This is a genomic window from Azoarcus sp. KH32C (assembly GCF_000349945.1).
In the GTDB taxonomy this organism is placed as follows: domain Bacteria; phylum Pseudomonadota; class Gammaproteobacteria; order Burkholderiales; family Rhodocyclaceae; genus Aromatoleum.
In genome coordinates this window covers 4,426,647-4,441,885 of record NC_020516.1, presented here as the reverse complement: position 1 = coordinate 4,441,885, position 15,239 = coordinate 4,426,647, and the positions used below count along the sequence as shown (strand labels likewise).

The window sequence follows — 15,239 nt, the reverse complement described above, 5'->3', positions numbered from 1 at the left end:
CCTACAGTGGTGGAACCACCTTCCCCGGATTCAGCAGGTTGTCCGGATCGAGCGCGAGCTTGATCGCCCGCATCGCCTCTACGGCCTCGCGGCCATGCTCCGCGACGAGAAACTCCTGCTTCCCGAATCCCACCCCGTGCTCGCCGGTGCAGGTTCCCCCCATCTCCAGCGCGCGTGCGACGATCCTGCGATTCAGCGCTTCCGCCTGCTCGATCTCGGCCGGATTGTCGGGATCCACGAGGATCAGCGTATGGAAGTTCCCGTCGCCCACGTGCCCGACGATCGGCGCGATCAGACCGCTCTCGGCAATATCCTCGCGCGTCCCTGCGATGCAGTCGGCAAGCCGCGAAATCGGTACGCACACGTCGGTCGTGATGCCGCGGCTCCCCGCACGCAGGTTCAGGCTCGCGAAATACACGTCGTGCCGCGCGGCCCAAAGCCGCGAACGGTCCTCGGGATGTGTCGCCCACTCGAAGTTCGCTCCGCCGAGCTCGCCAGCCAGCTCCTGCACGGTGCGCGCCTGTTCCTCGACCCCGGCCGGCGACCCGTGGAACTCGAAGAACAGCATCGGCGACTCGCGCAGCGTCGTCTTGCTGAAGCGGTTCACCGCCTTCACCGTCAGCTCGTCGAGCAACTCGATGCGAGCGACCGGAATCCCCAGCTGGATCGTCTGAATCACGGTCTGCACCGCGCTGTCCAGGTCCGGGAACGCACACACCGCCGCCGACACCGCCTCCGGCAGCGGATGCAGCCGTACCGTCAGCTCCGTGATCAATCCCAGCGTGCCTTCCGACCCTACCAGCAGGCGCGTCAGGTCATAGCCCGCCGACGACTTCCGCGCGCGGCTCCCGGTCCGGATCACCGACCCGTTCGCGAGCACCGCCTCCAGCCCCATCACGTTCTCGCGCATCGTCCCGTAGCGCACGGCATTCGTCCCCGAAGCCCGCGTCGCCGCCATCCCTCCGATGCTCGCATCCGCGCCCGGATCGACCGGAAAGAAGAGCCCGGTGCCATGTAGCGCGGCATTGAGCTGCTTGCGCGTGATCCCGGGCTGGACGACGACGTCCATGTCCTCCGCGTTGATGCGCAGCACGCGGTTCATTTCCGAAAAATCAACGCTGATCCCGCCGCGCGTCGCGAGCACGTGCCCCTCGAGCGAGCTGCCCACGCCGAACGCGATCACCGGCACGCCATGGGTGCCACAAGCCTTCATGATCTCGACGACCTCGTCGGTCGAATGCGGCCAGACCACGCCATCGGGTAACGCATCCGCGAAATGCGATTCGTCGTGCCCATGGTGCGCGCGCACCGCGTCGGCCGTCGAAAAACGCTTGCCGAAGCGCTCGCGCATGAAAGCCAGGAAAGCATCGGGAAGAGGGACGCGTTGCCCGTCGTGCATGGGGGTCATCAATTCGGCTCCGGTTGGACGGAAAGAACCAAGTCGGGCATTATTGCGCCCCGCGGACGGCTAAGGCCATCGTGCACCGCGGCGACAGCGATTCGGAAGACCGGGTCGTCGGTCGTTCGGAAAAGAAATTGCACAAAAGGTTTGACACGGCGAAATCAGTCCTCTATAGTGCTGGTCTTCGTTTGGAGGGGTTCCCGAGCGGTCAAAGGGATCAGACTGTAAATCTGACGGCACTGCCTTCGAAGGTTCGAATCCTTCCCCCTCCACCAAAGATTTTGCTGCTGGCTCGGAGTTTTGAGTCGGTAGCGGGTGTAAAGCGTTTCGTCTGCGTTGTATGCGGGTGTAGCTCAATGGTAGAGCAGAAGCCTTCCAAGCTTATGACGAGGGTTCGATTCCCTTCACCCGCTCCAGGTATGGCGGCGCATCGGTTTTTCGGAGCCCATGTAGCTCAGTGGTAGAGCACTCCCTTGGTAAGGGAGAGGCCACGTGTTCAATCCACGTCATGGGCACCACTGCATATTGCGGCGATCGTCGCGATGGTCGATCTGTCATCGGTCCGGTTTTCTGAATCTGTTTAATGAGGTGTCGGCATGGCTAAGGGTAAGTTTGAGCGGACGAAACCGCACGTAAACGTCGGGACGATCGGTCACGTTGACCATGGCAAGACGACGCTGACGGCAGCGATCACGACGATCCTGTCGACGAAGTTCGGCGGCGAGGCGAAGGCCTACGACCAGATCGACGCGGCGCCGGAAGAAAAGGCGCGCGGCATCACCATCAACACCGCGCACGTCGAGTACGAGACGGCCAATCGCCACTACGCGCACGTTGATTGCCCGGGTCACGCCGACTACGTCAAGAACATGATCACCGGTGCCGCCCAGATGGATGGCGCGATCCTGGTCGTGTCGGCCGCTGACGGCCCGATGCCGCAGACCCGCGAGCACATCCTGCTTGCCCGTCAGGTCGGTGTGCCGTACATCATCGTGTTCATGAACAAGTGCGACATGGTCGACGACGCCGAGCTGCTCGAGCTCGTCGAGATGGAAGTGCGCGAGCTGCTGTCGAAGTACGACTTCCCGGGCGACGACATCCCCATCATCAAGGGTTCGGCACTGAAGGCGCTCGAAGGCGACAAGAGCGACCTCGGCGAAGGCGCGATCCTGCAGCTCGCCGAAGCGCTGGATAGCTACATCCCGACGCCGGAACGCGCGATCGACAAGCCCTTCCTGCTGCCGATCGAAGACGTGTTCTCGATCTCGGGTCGTGGCACCGTCGTGACCGGCCGTGTCGAGCGTGGCATCGTCAAGGTTGGCGACGAAATCGAAATCGTCGGCATCAAGGCGACCGTCAAGACCATCTGCACGGGCGTCGAAATGTTCCGCAAGCTGCTCGACCAGGGTCAGGCGGGCGACAACGTCGGCGTGCTGCTGCGCGGCACCAAGCGTGAAGACGTCGAGCGTGGCCAAGTGCTCGCGAAGCCGGGTTCGATCACCCCGCACACCCACTTCACGGGCGAAGTGTACGTCCTGTCGAAGGAAGAGGGCGGCCGTCACACCCCGTTCTTCAACAACTACCGTCCGCAGTTCTACTTCCGGACGACCGACGTGACCGGTTCGATCTCGCTGCCGGAAGGCACCGAGATGGTCATGCCGGGCGACAACGTGTCGATCACCGTCAAGCTGCTCGCGCCGATCGCCATGGAAGAAGGCCTGCGTTTCGCGATCCGTGAAGGCGGTCGTACTGTCGGCGCCGGTGTCGTTGCCAAGATCATCGAGTAATCGTCGAAGCGATTAATCGATCCGAAGGCGCCTCGTCTCAACCGGGGCGCCTCGTAGTCTCTGCTGCAGGGGTATAGCTCAATTGGCAGAGCGTCGGTCTCCAAAACCGAAGGTTGGGGGTTCGATTCCCTCTGCCCCTGCCACTCCTTTCCGGGTGTTCAATCTCGATGGCCGATAAGTTGAAGTTTGCGCTGGCCCTCGCGCTGGTTGCGGCCGGCGTGGTCGGCTTTTACCTGCTCTCGGAGCAGGTGCTTGTGCTGCGCGTGCTGTCCGTGCTCGTCGGCGTCGCCGCGGGTGCAGCGGTCGCCTGGCAGTCCGAGCCTGGGCGTCGCTTCGCCGAATTCGCGCGCGAGTCGGTGACCGAGGCAAAGAAGGTCGTGTGGCCTTCGCGCAAGGAAACCGTGCAGACGACCGGCATTGTGTTCGCCTTCGCTGTGGTGATGGCGGTGTTTTTGTGGCTGACCGACAAGAGCCTCGAGTGGGTCCTGTATGACCTGATTCTGGGGTGGAAGTGATCATGACGAAGCGCTGGTACGTGGTGCATGCCTATTCGGGCTTCGAGAAGTCCGTTCAACGCGCCCTCAAGGAGCGCATCGCTCGCGCCGGGATGGAAGATGCCTTCGGGCAGATCCTCGTGCCCGTCGAAGAAGTCATCGAGATGAAGAGCGGCCAGAAAAGCATTACCGAGCGGAAATTCTTTCCTGGCTACGTGCTCGTCGAGATGGAGATGAACGACGAGAGCTGGCACCTGGTCAAGTCGACGCCCAAGGTCACCGGCTTCGTTGGTGGTTCCGCGAACAAGCCCACTCCGATTTCCGAAAAGGAAGTCGAGAAGATCATGCAGCAGATGCAGGAAGGCGTGGACAAGCCGCGCCCGAAGGTGCTGTGGGAAATGGGCGAAGTCGTGCGCGTCAAGGAAGGTCCGTTCACCGATTTCCACGGCTCCGTGGAAGACGTCAATTACGACAAGAGCAAGCTGCGCGTGATGGTGACCATTTTCGGTCGCGCCACGCCGGTCGAGCTGGATTTCAGTCAGGTCGAAAAGACCTGATGCAGGTGGGCCGCAAGGCCCGTAAATGCCCGCCTCCGGGCGGGAAAGGCGAGGAGCGTTGGCCACGGCCGGCGCGCTTGTACTCATATTAGGAGCTAGCCGCGATGGCAAAGAAGATCATCGGCTATATCAAGCTGCAAGTGCCAGCTGGTAAGGCCAACCCCAGTCCCCCGATCGGTCCGGCGCTCGGTCAGCGCGGCCTGAACATCATGGAATTCTGCAAGGCGTTCAACGCCAAGACCCAGGGCCTGGAGCCCGGTCTGCCGATTCCGGTGGTGATCACGGCCTTCGCCGACAAGAGCTTCACCTTCATCATGAAGACGCCGCCCGCGACCGTCCTCATCAAGAAGGCGGCCGGCATCAAGTCCGGTTCGGCCAAACCGCACACGGACAAGGTCGGTTCGATCACCCGTGCGCAGGTCGAGGAAATCGCCAAGGCCAAGATGCCTGACCTCACCGCTGCCAACATGGAAGCTGCTGTCCGCACCATCGCCGGTTCGGCTCGCAGCATGGGCATTACCGTGGAGGGCCTCTAATCATGGCAAAGCTTTCGAAGCGCGTTCAGGCCGTCCGCGCCAAGGTTGACCGCAACCGCGTTTACGCCGTCTCCGAAGCGCTCGCGCTGGTGAAGGAATGCGCGACCGCCAAGTTCGACGAGTCTGTCGACATCGCCATCAATCTCGGCATCGATGCGCGCAAATCCGACCAGCTGGTTCGTGGCTCGGTCGTTCTGCCTGCCGGTACCGGCAAGACCGTCCGCGTTGCCGTGTTCGCCCAGGGTGACAAGGCTGAAGCCGCTCGCGCCGCAGGCGCCGATGTCGTTGGTTTCGACGACCTCGCCGAGCAGGTTAAGGCCGGCAACATCGATTTCGACCTGTGTATCGCGACCCCGGACGCCATGCGCGTCGTCGGTCAGCTGGGCCAGATCCTCGGCCCGCGCGGCCTGATGCCGAACCCGAAGGTCGGTACCGTCACGATGGACGTCACCACTGCGGTCAAGAACGCCAAGGCCGGTCAGGTCCAGTACCGTACCGACAAGGGCGGCATCGTGCACGCCACCGTCGGCCGTGCGTCGTTCAGCGTCGAATCGCTGCAGCAAAACGTCGGTGCCCTGATCGAGGCGCTCGTTAAGGCGAAGCCCGCCGCGTCGAAGGGCGTGTATCTGCGCCGCGTCGCGGTCTCCAGCACCATGGGTGCGGGCGTTCGTATCGAGCCGTCGAGCATCAACGCCGCCTGATAGGCTGAAACAGAACTTTGGGCCGTCCCTTCGGGGGCGGATCGTCAAAGACCGCAGGTGTGGCCGCTCCGGCGGCCGCTTAAGCATTCAGATGGCCTGCGCAGACGGTGTGCCCAGAACAGGATTTGGCCGATTCGTCGGCCGCGCTCCTGATCCAGGTCGCCGTGGGTGCGAACCGCCCGTTGCGGTTCGCGTGTGGACTTGAAAGGAGGAAAGACCCGTGGGTCTCAATCTCGATGACAAGAAAGCCGTAGTGGCAGAGGTGTCGGCACAGGTGGCCAACGCTCAGACCATCGCGGTGGCCGAGTATCGCGGCATTGCGGTGGGCGATCTCACCGTGCTGCGTGCCAAGGCCCGCGAATCTGGCGTTTACCTGCGTGTGCTGAAGAACACCCTGGTGCGTCGTGCGATCGAAGGTACGCCGTTCGCCGATCTCGGCGCGCAGCTGACCGGACCGCTGATCTACGGTATCTCTGAAGATCCCGTTGCCGCCGCCAAGGTGCTCAACGACTTCGCCAAGGGCAACGACAAGCTGGTGCTGAGGGCCGGTTCCTACGCGGGCAAAACGCTCGACAAGGCATCCGTGCAAGCGCTCGCGTCGATTCCGAGCCGCGAAGAGCTGCTCGCCAAGCTGCTGGGTGTCATGCAGGCGCCGGTGTCCGGCTTCGCATGCACGCTGGCCGCCCTCGCCAAGAAGCGCGAGGAAGAGGCTGCTGCCTGATCTCTACCGCAAAAGTTTTCTTGAATTAGGAGTTATTTGACATGGCTATCACCAAAGAAGACATCCTCGAAGCCGTTGGCTCGATGACCGTGATGGAACTGAACGACCTGGTCAAGGCGTTCGAAGAGAAGTTCGGTGTTTCCGCCGCTGCGATGGCTGTCGCCGCCCCGGGCGCCGGCGCTGCCGCTGCTGTCGTTGAAGAGAAGACCGAATTCGACGTCGTCCTGCTGGCCGCCGGCGAGAAGAAGGTCGAAGTGATCAAGGTCGTCCGTGCCGTCACCGGCCTGGGCCTGAAGGAAGCGAAGGATCTGGTCGACGGCGCGCCGAAGACCGTCAAGGAAGGCGCTCCGAAGGCCGACGCCGACGCGATCAAGAAGCAGCTCGAAGACGCTGGCGCGAAGGTCGAGATCAAGTAATACCCCGCTGTATCTCGGGGCTGGCGCTCTTCGGAGCGCCGGCCCTTTCTTGCTTTGTAACGCCAAGAAGCCAGAACCCAGTGCCGAAGAAAGCGTCTAAGTATTCTTCGCCTGGCCCGTCAGTGACGGGGCGCTGTGTTCTGTCTCTTTGACGTCCGACCTCTACCCGGAGCTTCCATGGCGTATTCCTACACCGAAAAGAAACGTATCCGCAAGAGCTTCGCCAAGCGCGCGGCAGTGCTGAACGTCCCTTTCCTGCTCGCCACGCAGATCGAATCCTTTGCATCCTTCCTGCAGGCTGAAACCCCGCCGCTGTCGAGGATGAACCAGGGGTTGCAGGCCGCCTTCACGTCGATCTTCCCGATCGTCAGCCACAGTGGTAACGCGCGGCTGGAGTTCGTCCAGTACATGCTCGGCGAGCCGGCCTTCGACGTTAAGGAATGCCAGCAACGCGGCCTGACCTTTGCCTCGCCGCTGCGGGCTCGCGTGCGCCTCGTGATCCTGGATCGCGACGCGCCGAAGGAAACCGTCAAGGAGGTCAAGGAGCAGGAAGTTTACATGGGCGAAATTCCGCTCATGACGACCACCGGCTCGTTCGTCATCAACGGGACCGAGCGTGTCATCGTCTCGCAGTTGCACCGTTCGCCCGGCGTGTTCTTCGAGCACGACCGTGGCAAGACCCACTCGTCCGGCAAGCTGCTGTTCTCGGCACGGATCATCCCCTACCGCGGCTCGTGGCTCGACTTCGAGTTCGATCCGAAGGACTGCCTGTTCTTCCGCGTCGACCGTCGCCGCAAGATGCCTGCGACGATCCTGTTGCGCGCGATCGGTATGTCGCCCGAGCAGATCCTCGAAACCTTCCACGATGTCGACACCTTCCACTTCTCCGGCAATCAGGTCACCTTCGACCTAGTGCCCGATCGCCTGCGCGGGGACGTCGCCAAGTTCGACATCACCGACAGCTCCGGCAAGGTCATCGTGGCGCGCGACAAGCGCATCACCGTCAAGCACATCCGTGAGCTCGATCAAGCCGGCATCCGCTCGATGGTCGTCCCCGACGATTTCCTGCTGGGCCGCGTCGTGGCCCGTAACGTCGTCGATCCCGAAACCGGCGAACTGATCGCCCGCGCGAACGACGAGATCACCGAAGACGTGCTCGGCAAGCTGCGCGACGCCGGGGTCAAGGACCTGCCGACGCTGTACGTGAACGATCTCGATCGTGGTCCGTACATCTCGCAGACGCTGCGCATCGACGATACTGCCGACCAGTGGGCGGCGCGTGTTGCGATCTACCGCATGATGCGTCCGGGTGAGCCGCCCACCGAGGAAGCCGTCGAAGCGCTGTTCCAGGGCCTCTTCTACGCTGAAGAGCGCTACGACCTGTCGTCGGTCGGTCGCATGAAGTTCAATCGCCGCGCTTATCCCGAAAAGATCGACGACAAGGCGCCGGATTGGCTGAAGCGTTTCTACGCCGCCGTCGGCGCGCGTGGCGAAGACGGTCCGGCGACGCTGTCGAATGAGGACATCCTCGCGGTCATGAGCGTGCTGGTCGAACTGCGTAACGGCCGTGGCGAGATCGACGACATCGATCACCTCGGCAACCGTCGCGTGCGTTCGGTCGGCGAACTCGCCGAGAACCAGTTCCGCGCGGGCCTCGTGCGCGTCGAGCGCGCCGTCAAGGAGCGTCTGTCGCAGGCCGAGTCCGAAAACCTGATGCCGCACGACCTGATCAACGCAAAGCCGATCAGCGCCGCAATCAAGGAATTCTTCGGGTCGAGCCAGCTGTCGCAGTTCATGGACCAGACCAATCCGCTGTCCGAGATCACCCACAAGCGCCGCGTCTCGGCCCTTGGCCCGGGCGGTCTGACGCGCGAACGCGCGGGCTTCGAAGTCCGCGACGTGCACCCGACGCACTATGGCCGCGTGTGCCCGATCGAGACCCCGGAAGGTCCGAACATCGGTCTGATCAACTCGCTCGCGGTCTACGCGCAGACGAACCGTCACGGCTTCCTTGAGACGCCGTACCGCAAGGTCGCGGACGGCAAGGTCACCGACCAGATCGACTTCCTGTCGGCGATCGAGGAAGGCCAGTACGTCATCGCGCAGGCGAACGCCGAAATCGGTAGCGACGGCTCGCTGGTCGGGGACCTCGTGTCCTGCCGCCACAAGGGCGAATTCGCGATGTGTACGGCCGACCAGGTCCAGTACATGGACGTCGCGCCGGGTCAGATCGTGTCGGTGGCAGCCTCGCTGATCCCGTTCCTCGAGCATGACGACGCGAACCGGGCGCTGATGGGCGCCAACATGCAACGTCAGGCCGTGCCTTGCCTGCGCCCGGAGAAGCCGCTGGTGGGTACCGGCATCGAGCGCACCGTCGCGGTCGACTCCGGCACCGCGGTGCAGGCGATGCGTGGCGGCGTGGTCGACTATGTCGATGCGCAGCGCATTGTGGTGCGTGTCAACGACGACGAAACCCTCGCGGGCGAAGTCGGCGTCGACATCTACAACATGATCAAGTACACGCGTTCCAACCAGAACACGAACATCAACCAGCGTCCGATCGTCAAGGTCGGCGACCTGATCGGCAAGGGCGACGTCATCGCCGACGGCGCCTCGACCGACCTGGGCGAGCTCGCGCTCGGGCAGAACATGCTGGTCGCGTTCATGCCGTGGAACGGCTACAACTTCGAGGACTCGATCCTCATCTCCGAACGCGTCGTCGCCGAAGACCGCTTCACCTCGATCCACATCGAGGAACTGACGGTCGTCGCCCGCGACACCAAGCTCGGACCTGAAGAAATCACCCGCGACATCGCGTCGCTCGGCGAAGCGCAGCTGTCGCGCCTCGACGAATCGGGCATTGTGTACATCGGCGCCGAAGTCGAAGCCGGCGACGTGCTGGTCGGCAAGGTCACGCCGAAGGGCGAAACCCAGCTCACGCCGGAGGAGAAGCTGCTGCGCGCGATCTTCGGCGAGAAGGCGTCCGACGTGAAGGACACCTCGCTGCGCGTGCCCTCGGGCATGAACGGCACCGTGATCGACGTGCAGGTCTTCACCCGCGAAGGTATCGAGCGCGACAAGCGTGCCCAGTCGATCATCGACGACATGCTGCGCAGCTTCAAGACCGACCTCGCCGACCAGATGCGTATCGTCGAACGCGACGCGTTCGCCCGTATCCGCCGCATGATCAACGGCCAGAAGGCCAACGGCGGGCCGAAGAAGCTCAACAAGGGCACCGAGATCTCGGACGAGTATCTTGATACGCTCGAGCCGTACCACTGGTTCGACATCCGCATGGCGGACGAGGAACTCGCGATCCAGCTCGAAGCGATCCGTGAAGGTCTGGAAAAGACGCGCAAGGACTTCGAACAGGCGTTCGAGATCAAGAAGAAAAAGCTTACGCAGGGCGACGAATTGCCCCCGGGCGTGCAGAAGATGGTCAAGGTGTACCTGGCGGTCAAGCGTCGCCTGCAGCCTGGCGACAAGATGGCGGGCCGTCACGGTAACAAGGGTGTCGTGTCGCGTATCGTCCCGGTCGAGGACATGCCCTACATGGAAAACGGCACCCCGGTCGACATCGTGCTGAACCCGCTGGGCGTTCCGTCCCGGATGAACATCGGCCAGATTCTCGAGACCCACCTGGGCTGGGCCGCGAAGGCGCTCGGCAACAAGATCGGCGCGATGGTGCGTGCGAATGCTGCGGCCGCCGAGATCCGTGGCCTGCTCGAAGACATCTACAACACCAAGGGCCATCCGGAAGACATCGCCGGGCTGAAGGACAAGGAAGTCGTCGAGCTCGCATCGAACCTGAGCAAGGGCGTGCCCTTCGCGACCCCGGTGTTCGACGGTGCGACCGAAGACGAAATCGAGGCGATGTTCGAACTGGCCGGCATCGAGTCCGGCGGCCAGGTCACGCTGTTCGACGGCCGTACCGGCGAAGCGTTCGACCGCAAGGTCACCGTCGGCTACAAGCACGTGCTGAAGCTGCACCACTTGGTCGATGACAAGATGCACGCCCGTTCGACCGGCCCATACTCGCTCGTCACCCAGCAGCCGCTGGGCGGTAAGGCGCAGTTCGGCGGCCAGCGTTTCGGTGAAATGGAAGTGTGGGCGCTCGAAGCCTACGGCGCCGCCTACACGCTGCAGGAAATGCTGACCGTCAAGTCCGATGACGTCACCGGTCGTACCAAGGTCTATGAAAACATCGTCAAGGGCGAGCACAAGATCGACGCGGGCATGCCCGAGTCCTTCAACGTGTTGGTGAAGGAAATCCGCTCGCTCGCGATCGACATCGATCTGGACAGCTACTGAACCCGGGTGCATGCCCATAACGCATACCCGGATGGAGTGATACATGAAAAGCCTGCTCGCTGACCTGTTCAAGCAAACCCTGCCGAACGAAGACCAGTTCGACGCGATCACTATCGGTCTTGCCTCGCCGGACAAGATCCGTTCGTGGTCGTATGGCGAAGTCAAGAAGCCCGAAACGATCAACTACCGCACCTTCAAGCCCGAGCGCGACGGTCTGTTCTGCGCCAAGATCTTCGGGCCGGTCAAGGACTACGAGTGCCTGTGCGGCAAGTACAAGCGCCTGAAGCACCGCGGCGTGATCTGCGAGAAGTGCGGCGTCGAAGTGACCCTGTCGAAGGTGCGCCGTGAGCGCATGGCGCACATCGAACTGGCGAGCCCGGTCGCCCACATCTGGTTCCTGAAGAGCCTGCCGAGCCGTCTCGGCATGGTGCTCGACATGACCCTGCGCGACATCGAACGCGTGCTGTACTTCGAAGCATTCGTCGTCGTCGAGCCGGGCATGACCCCGCTCAACCGCGCTCAGCTGCTGACCGAAGATGACTACCTCGCAAAGGTCGAGGAATACGGGGATGAATTCGAAGCCCTGATGGGCGCCGAAGGCATCCGCGGTCTGTTGCGTTCGCTCGACGTCGTGATGGAGATCGAGAAGCTGCGTGGGGAACTCGAGACCACCGGCTCCGAAGCCAAGATCAAGAAGTTCTCGAAGCGCCTGAAGGTGCTCGAGGCCTTCCAGCAGTCGGGCATCAAGCCCGAGTGGATGATCCTCGAAGTGCTGCCCGTGCTGCCGCCGGACCTGCGTCCGCTGGTGCCGCTGGATGGCGGCCGCTTCGCGACCTCCGACCTGAACGACCTGTACCGCCGCGTCATCAACCGGAACAACCGTCTGAAGCGCCTGCTGGAGCTGAAGGCTCCGGAAATCATCGTCCGCAACGAAAAGCGGATGCTGCAGGAAGCCGTCGACTCGCTGCTCGATAACGGTCGCCGCGGCAAGGCGATGACTGGCGCCAACAAGCGTCCGCTGAAGTCGCTCGCCGACATGATCAAGGGCAAGGGCGGCCGCTTCCGTCAGAACTTGCTGGGTAAGCGTGTCGACTACTCGGGCCGTTCGGTCATCGTGGTCGGCCCGCAGCTGAAGCTCCACCAGTGCGGCCTGCCGAAGCTGATGGCGCTCGAGCTCTTCAAGCCCTTCATCTTCAACAAGCTCGAGCTGATGGGGCTTGCGACGACCATCAAGCAGGCGAAGAAGATGGTCGAAAGCCAGGAACCGGTGGTGTGGGACATCCTGGAAGAAGTCATCCGCGAACATCCGGTGCTACTCAACCGCGCACCGACGCTGCACCGCCTCGGTATCCAGGCTTTCGAGCCGGTGCTGATCGAAGGCAAGGCGATCCAACTGCATCCGCTGGTCTGCGTCGCGTTCAACGCCGACTTCGACGGCGACCAGATGGCCGTCCACGTCCCGCTGTCGCTCGAAGCGCAGATGGAAGCGCGCACGCTGATGCTCGCGTCCAACAACGTCCTATCGCCCGCCAACGGCGAACCGATCATCGTCCCGTCGCAGGACATCGTGCTCGGCCTGTATTACGCGACCCGTGAAGGTGTGAACGTCGCGGGCGAGGGCATGGCCTTCTCCGATGTCGGCGAGCTCAAGCGCGCCTACGAATCGAAGCAGGTGTCGCTGCACGCCCGCGTCTCGGTGCGACTGAAGGAAGTCGAGGTGACCCCCGAGGGCGAGCGTCGCGACAAGATCAGCCGCTACACGACGACCGCTGGCCGCGCGATGCTGTCCGAGATTCTTCCGCCGGGCCTGCCCTTCAGCGTGATCGACAAGCCGCTGAAGAAGAAGGAAATCTCGCGCCTAATCAACGCCTCCTTCCGTCGTTGCGGCCTCAAGGAAACCGTCGTTTTCGCCGACAAGCTGATGCAGTTCGGCTTCGGTCTGGCGACCCGCGCAGGTATCTCGATTGCCGTCAAGGACATGCTCGTCCCGCGTCTGAAGGACACGCTCATCCACGCCGCCGAGCAGGAAGTGAAGGAAATCGCGCGCCAGTACACGTCCGGTCTCGTGACCGACGGCGAGCGCTACAACAAGGTCGTCGATATCTGGGGCCGTGCCGGTGACCAGGTCGCGAAGGCGATGATGGACCAGCTCGGCCAGGAGGACGTCGTCAACCGCGCCGGCCAGACCGTCAAGCAGGAGTCCTTCAACTCCATCTACATGATGGCCGACTCGGGCGCACGGGGTTCCGCAGCCCAGATCCGTCAGCTCGCCGGTATGCGCGGCCTGATGGCGAAGCCGGACGGCTCGATTATCGAGACGCCGATCACGACGAACTTCCGTGAAGGCCTGAACGTTCTGCAGTACTTCATCTCGACCCACGGCGCCCGTAAGGGTCTGGCCGACACCGCGCTGAAGACCGCGAACTCCGGTTACCTGACCCGTCGTCTGGTCGACGTGACCCAGGATCTGGTGGTTACTGAAGACGATTGCGGCACCCGTGAAGGCTTCGTGATGAAGGCCTTGATCGAGGGCGGTGAAGTCATCGAGCCGCTGCGCGAGCGGATTCTCGGCCGCGTCTGCGCCGAGGACGTGGTCAATCCCGATACGCAGGAAACGGCCATCGAAGCCGGCTCGCTGCTCGATGAAGACGCTGTCGACCTGATCGAAAGCCTTGGCGTCGATGAAGTGAAGGTCCGCACCGCGCTGACCTGCGAAACGCGCTACGGCCTGTGCAGCAAGTGTTACGGCCGCGACCTTGGCCGCGGCTCGCTGGTGAACGTCGGCGAAGCGGTCGGTGTCATCGCCGCGCAGTCGATCGGCGAACCGGGCACGCAGCTGACGATGCGTACCTTCCACGTCGGTGGCGCGGCGTCGCGAGCTGCCGCTGCGAGCGGCGTCGAATCGAAGTCCGCAGGTACCATCCGCTTTGCCGGCAACATGCGTTACGTCTCGAACGCGAAGGGCGAGAAGGTCATCATCGCGCGTTCGGCCGAAATCGTCGTTGCCGACGACATGGGCCGCGAACGTGAGCGTCATAAGCTCCCGTACGGTGCGATGTTGTTAGTCGATGACGGCGCTGCGATCAAGGCCGGTGTCATGCTTGCAACCTGGGATCCGCATACCCGTCCGATCGTGACGGAATATGCCGGCACCGTGAAGTTCGAAAACGTCGAGGAAGGCGTCACCGTCGCGAAGCAGATCGACGAAGTGACCGGTCTGTCGACGCTGGTTGTCATCGACGGCAAGCGCCGCAGCTCGGGCGCCTCGACCAAGGGCGTGCGCCCACAGGTGAAGCTCCTCGACGAGACCGGCGAAGAGGTCAAGATCGCCGGCACCGACCACTCGGTGGCGATCACCTTCCAGGTCGGTTCGCTGATCACGGTGAAGGATGGCCAGGTCATCGGCGTGGGCGACATTCTTGCGCGGATCCCGCAGGAATCGGCAAAGACCCGCGACATTACCGGCGGTTTGCCGCGCGTTGCGGAACTCTTTGAAGCGCGTCCGCCGAAGGATGCCGGCGTGCTCGCCGAGTTCACCGGTACCGTGTCGTTCGGCAAGGACACCAAGGGCAAGCAGCGCCTGGTGATTACCGAGGCCGACGGCGTGGCCCACGAGTTCCTGATCCCGAAGGACAAGCACGTCATGGTCCACGATGGTCAGGTGGTCAACAAGGGCGAACTGATCGTCGACGGTCCGGCCGACCCGCACGACATCCTGCACCTGCAGGGCGTCGAGGCGCTGGCGCGCTACATCATCGACGAAGTGCAGGACGTCTATCGTCTGCAGGGCGTGAAGATCAACGACAAGCACATCGAGGTGATCGTTCGCCAGATGCTGCGTCGCGTGGTCATCATGGATTCGGGCGATACCCGCTTCATCCGCGAGGAACAGGTCGAACGTTCCGAAGTGCTGGACGAAAACGATCGCGTCGAAGCCGAAGGCAAGCTGCCGGCGCAGTACCAGAACGTACTGCTCGGTATCACCAAGGCATCGCTGTCGACCGACTCGTTCATCTCCGCGGCTTCCTTCCAGGAAACTACGCGTGTGCTGACCGAAGCCGCGATCATGGGCAAGCGCGACGAACTGCGTGGCCTGAAGGAAAACGTCATCGTTGGCCGTCTGATTCCGGCCGGTACCGGCATGGCGTATCACCGCAACCGGCGCGCGCAGTCGACAGGCGAGGATCTCGCCACCGAGCACGCGTGGCCCGCGGAGATGGAACAACCGTCGGAAGTGCCCGACGGCGTGTCGCAAGATGTGCAGGCCGGTTGACTTTTACCGGCTTGTCGGGATAACATCCGGCCTCTTTTTGT

At 62.9% G+C, this 15,239-nt stretch carries 10 protein-coding genes and 4 tRNA genes; 13 read left to right on the top strand and 1 reads right to left on the bottom strand.

What is annotated here, in order from left to right; genetic code table 11:
- Position 1: 1 nt before the first annotated feature.
- Entirely contained in the window at positions 2-1,408 is a 1,407-nt protein-coding gene (locus AZKH_RS19920) for an FAD-binding oxidoreductase (RefSeq protein ID WP_015437598.1), read from the bottom strand.
- Between the two features lie 184 nt (positions 1,409-1,592).
- Between AZKH_RS19920 and AZKH_RS19915 the strand changes: the two genes are divergently transcribed.
- The 13 genes from AZKH_RS19915 (at position 1,593) to rpoC (ending at position 15,198) form a co-directional block, all read left to right on the top strand.
- A tRNA-Tyr gene (locus AZKH_RS19915) sits at positions 1,593-1,677 on the top strand.
- Between the two features lie 67 nt (positions 1,678-1,744).
- Positions 1,745-1,818, top strand: a tRNA-Gly gene (locus AZKH_RS19910).
- Between the two features lie 27 nt (positions 1,819-1,845).
- Positions 1,846-1,920, top strand: a tRNA-Thr gene (locus AZKH_RS19905).
- Between the two features lie 78 nt (positions 1,921-1,998).
- Positions 1,999-3,189 carry an elongation factor Tu gene (tuf, locus tag AZKH_RS19900; protein ID WP_015437586.1) on the top strand — a complete coding sequence of 397 codons (1,191 nt, stop codon included), beginning with the start codon at positions 1,999-2,001 and terminating at the stop codon, positions 3,187-3,189.
- 67 nt (positions 3,190-3,256) lie between these two features.
- A tRNA-Trp gene (locus tag AZKH_RS19895) sits at positions 3,257-3,332 on the top strand.
- A gap of 24 nt (positions 3,333-3,356) precedes the next feature.
- Complete coding sequence (secE, locus tag AZKH_RS19890) at positions 3,357-3,704, top strand: preprotein translocase subunit SecE (RefSeq protein WP_015437597.1); 348 nt, start codon at positions 3,357-3,359, stop codon at positions 3,702-3,704.
- Positions 3,705-3,706: 2 nt separating this feature from the next.
- A complete protein-coding gene (gene nusG / locus AZKH_RS19885; protein ID WP_041656427.1) occupies positions 3,707-4,240 on the top strand; it encodes a transcription termination/antitermination protein NusG in 534 nt (177 codons plus the stop codon).
- 104 nt (positions 4,241-4,344) lie between these two features.
- Complete coding sequence (rplK, locus tag AZKH_RS19880; RefSeq protein ID WP_015437595.1) at positions 4,345-4,776, top strand: 50S ribosomal protein L11; 432 nt, start codon at positions 4,345-4,347, stop codon at positions 4,774-4,776.
- Between the two features lie 2 nt (positions 4,777-4,778).
- The gene (gene rplA, locus AZKH_RS19875) at positions 4,779-5,477 is read left to right on the top strand and encodes a 50S ribosomal protein L1 (protein WP_015437594.1); all 699 of its coding nucleotides are present in this window, start codon (positions 4,779-4,781) and stop codon (positions 5,475-5,477) included.
- Positions 5,478-5,697: 220 nt separating this feature from the next.
- Positions 5,698-6,198: a 50S ribosomal protein L10 gene (gene rplJ / locus AZKH_RS19870; RefSeq protein ID WP_015437593.1), complete on the top strand. Its 501-nt coding sequence runs from the start codon at positions 5,698-5,700 to the stop codon at positions 6,196-6,198.
- 47 nt (positions 6,199-6,245) lie between these two features.
- Complete coding sequence (rplL, locus tag AZKH_RS19865) at positions 6,246-6,614, top strand: 50S ribosomal protein L7/L12 (protein ID WP_369795119.1); 369 nt, start codon at positions 6,246-6,248, stop codon at positions 6,612-6,614.
- 177 nt (positions 6,615-6,791) lie between these two features.
- Positions 6,792-10,925, top strand: a complete 4,134-nt coding sequence (gene rpoB / locus AZKH_RS19860) for a DNA-directed RNA polymerase subunit beta (RefSeq protein ID WP_015437591.1) — start codon at positions 6,792-6,794, stop codon at positions 10,923-10,925.
- 43 nt (positions 10,926-10,968) lie between these two features.
- Complete coding sequence (gene rpoC / locus AZKH_RS19855; RefSeq protein WP_015437590.1) at positions 10,969-15,198, top strand: DNA-directed RNA polymerase subunit beta'; 4,230 nt, start codon at positions 10,969-10,971, stop codon at positions 15,196-15,198.
- The last annotated feature ends 41 nt before the right edge of the window (positions 15,199-15,239 follow it).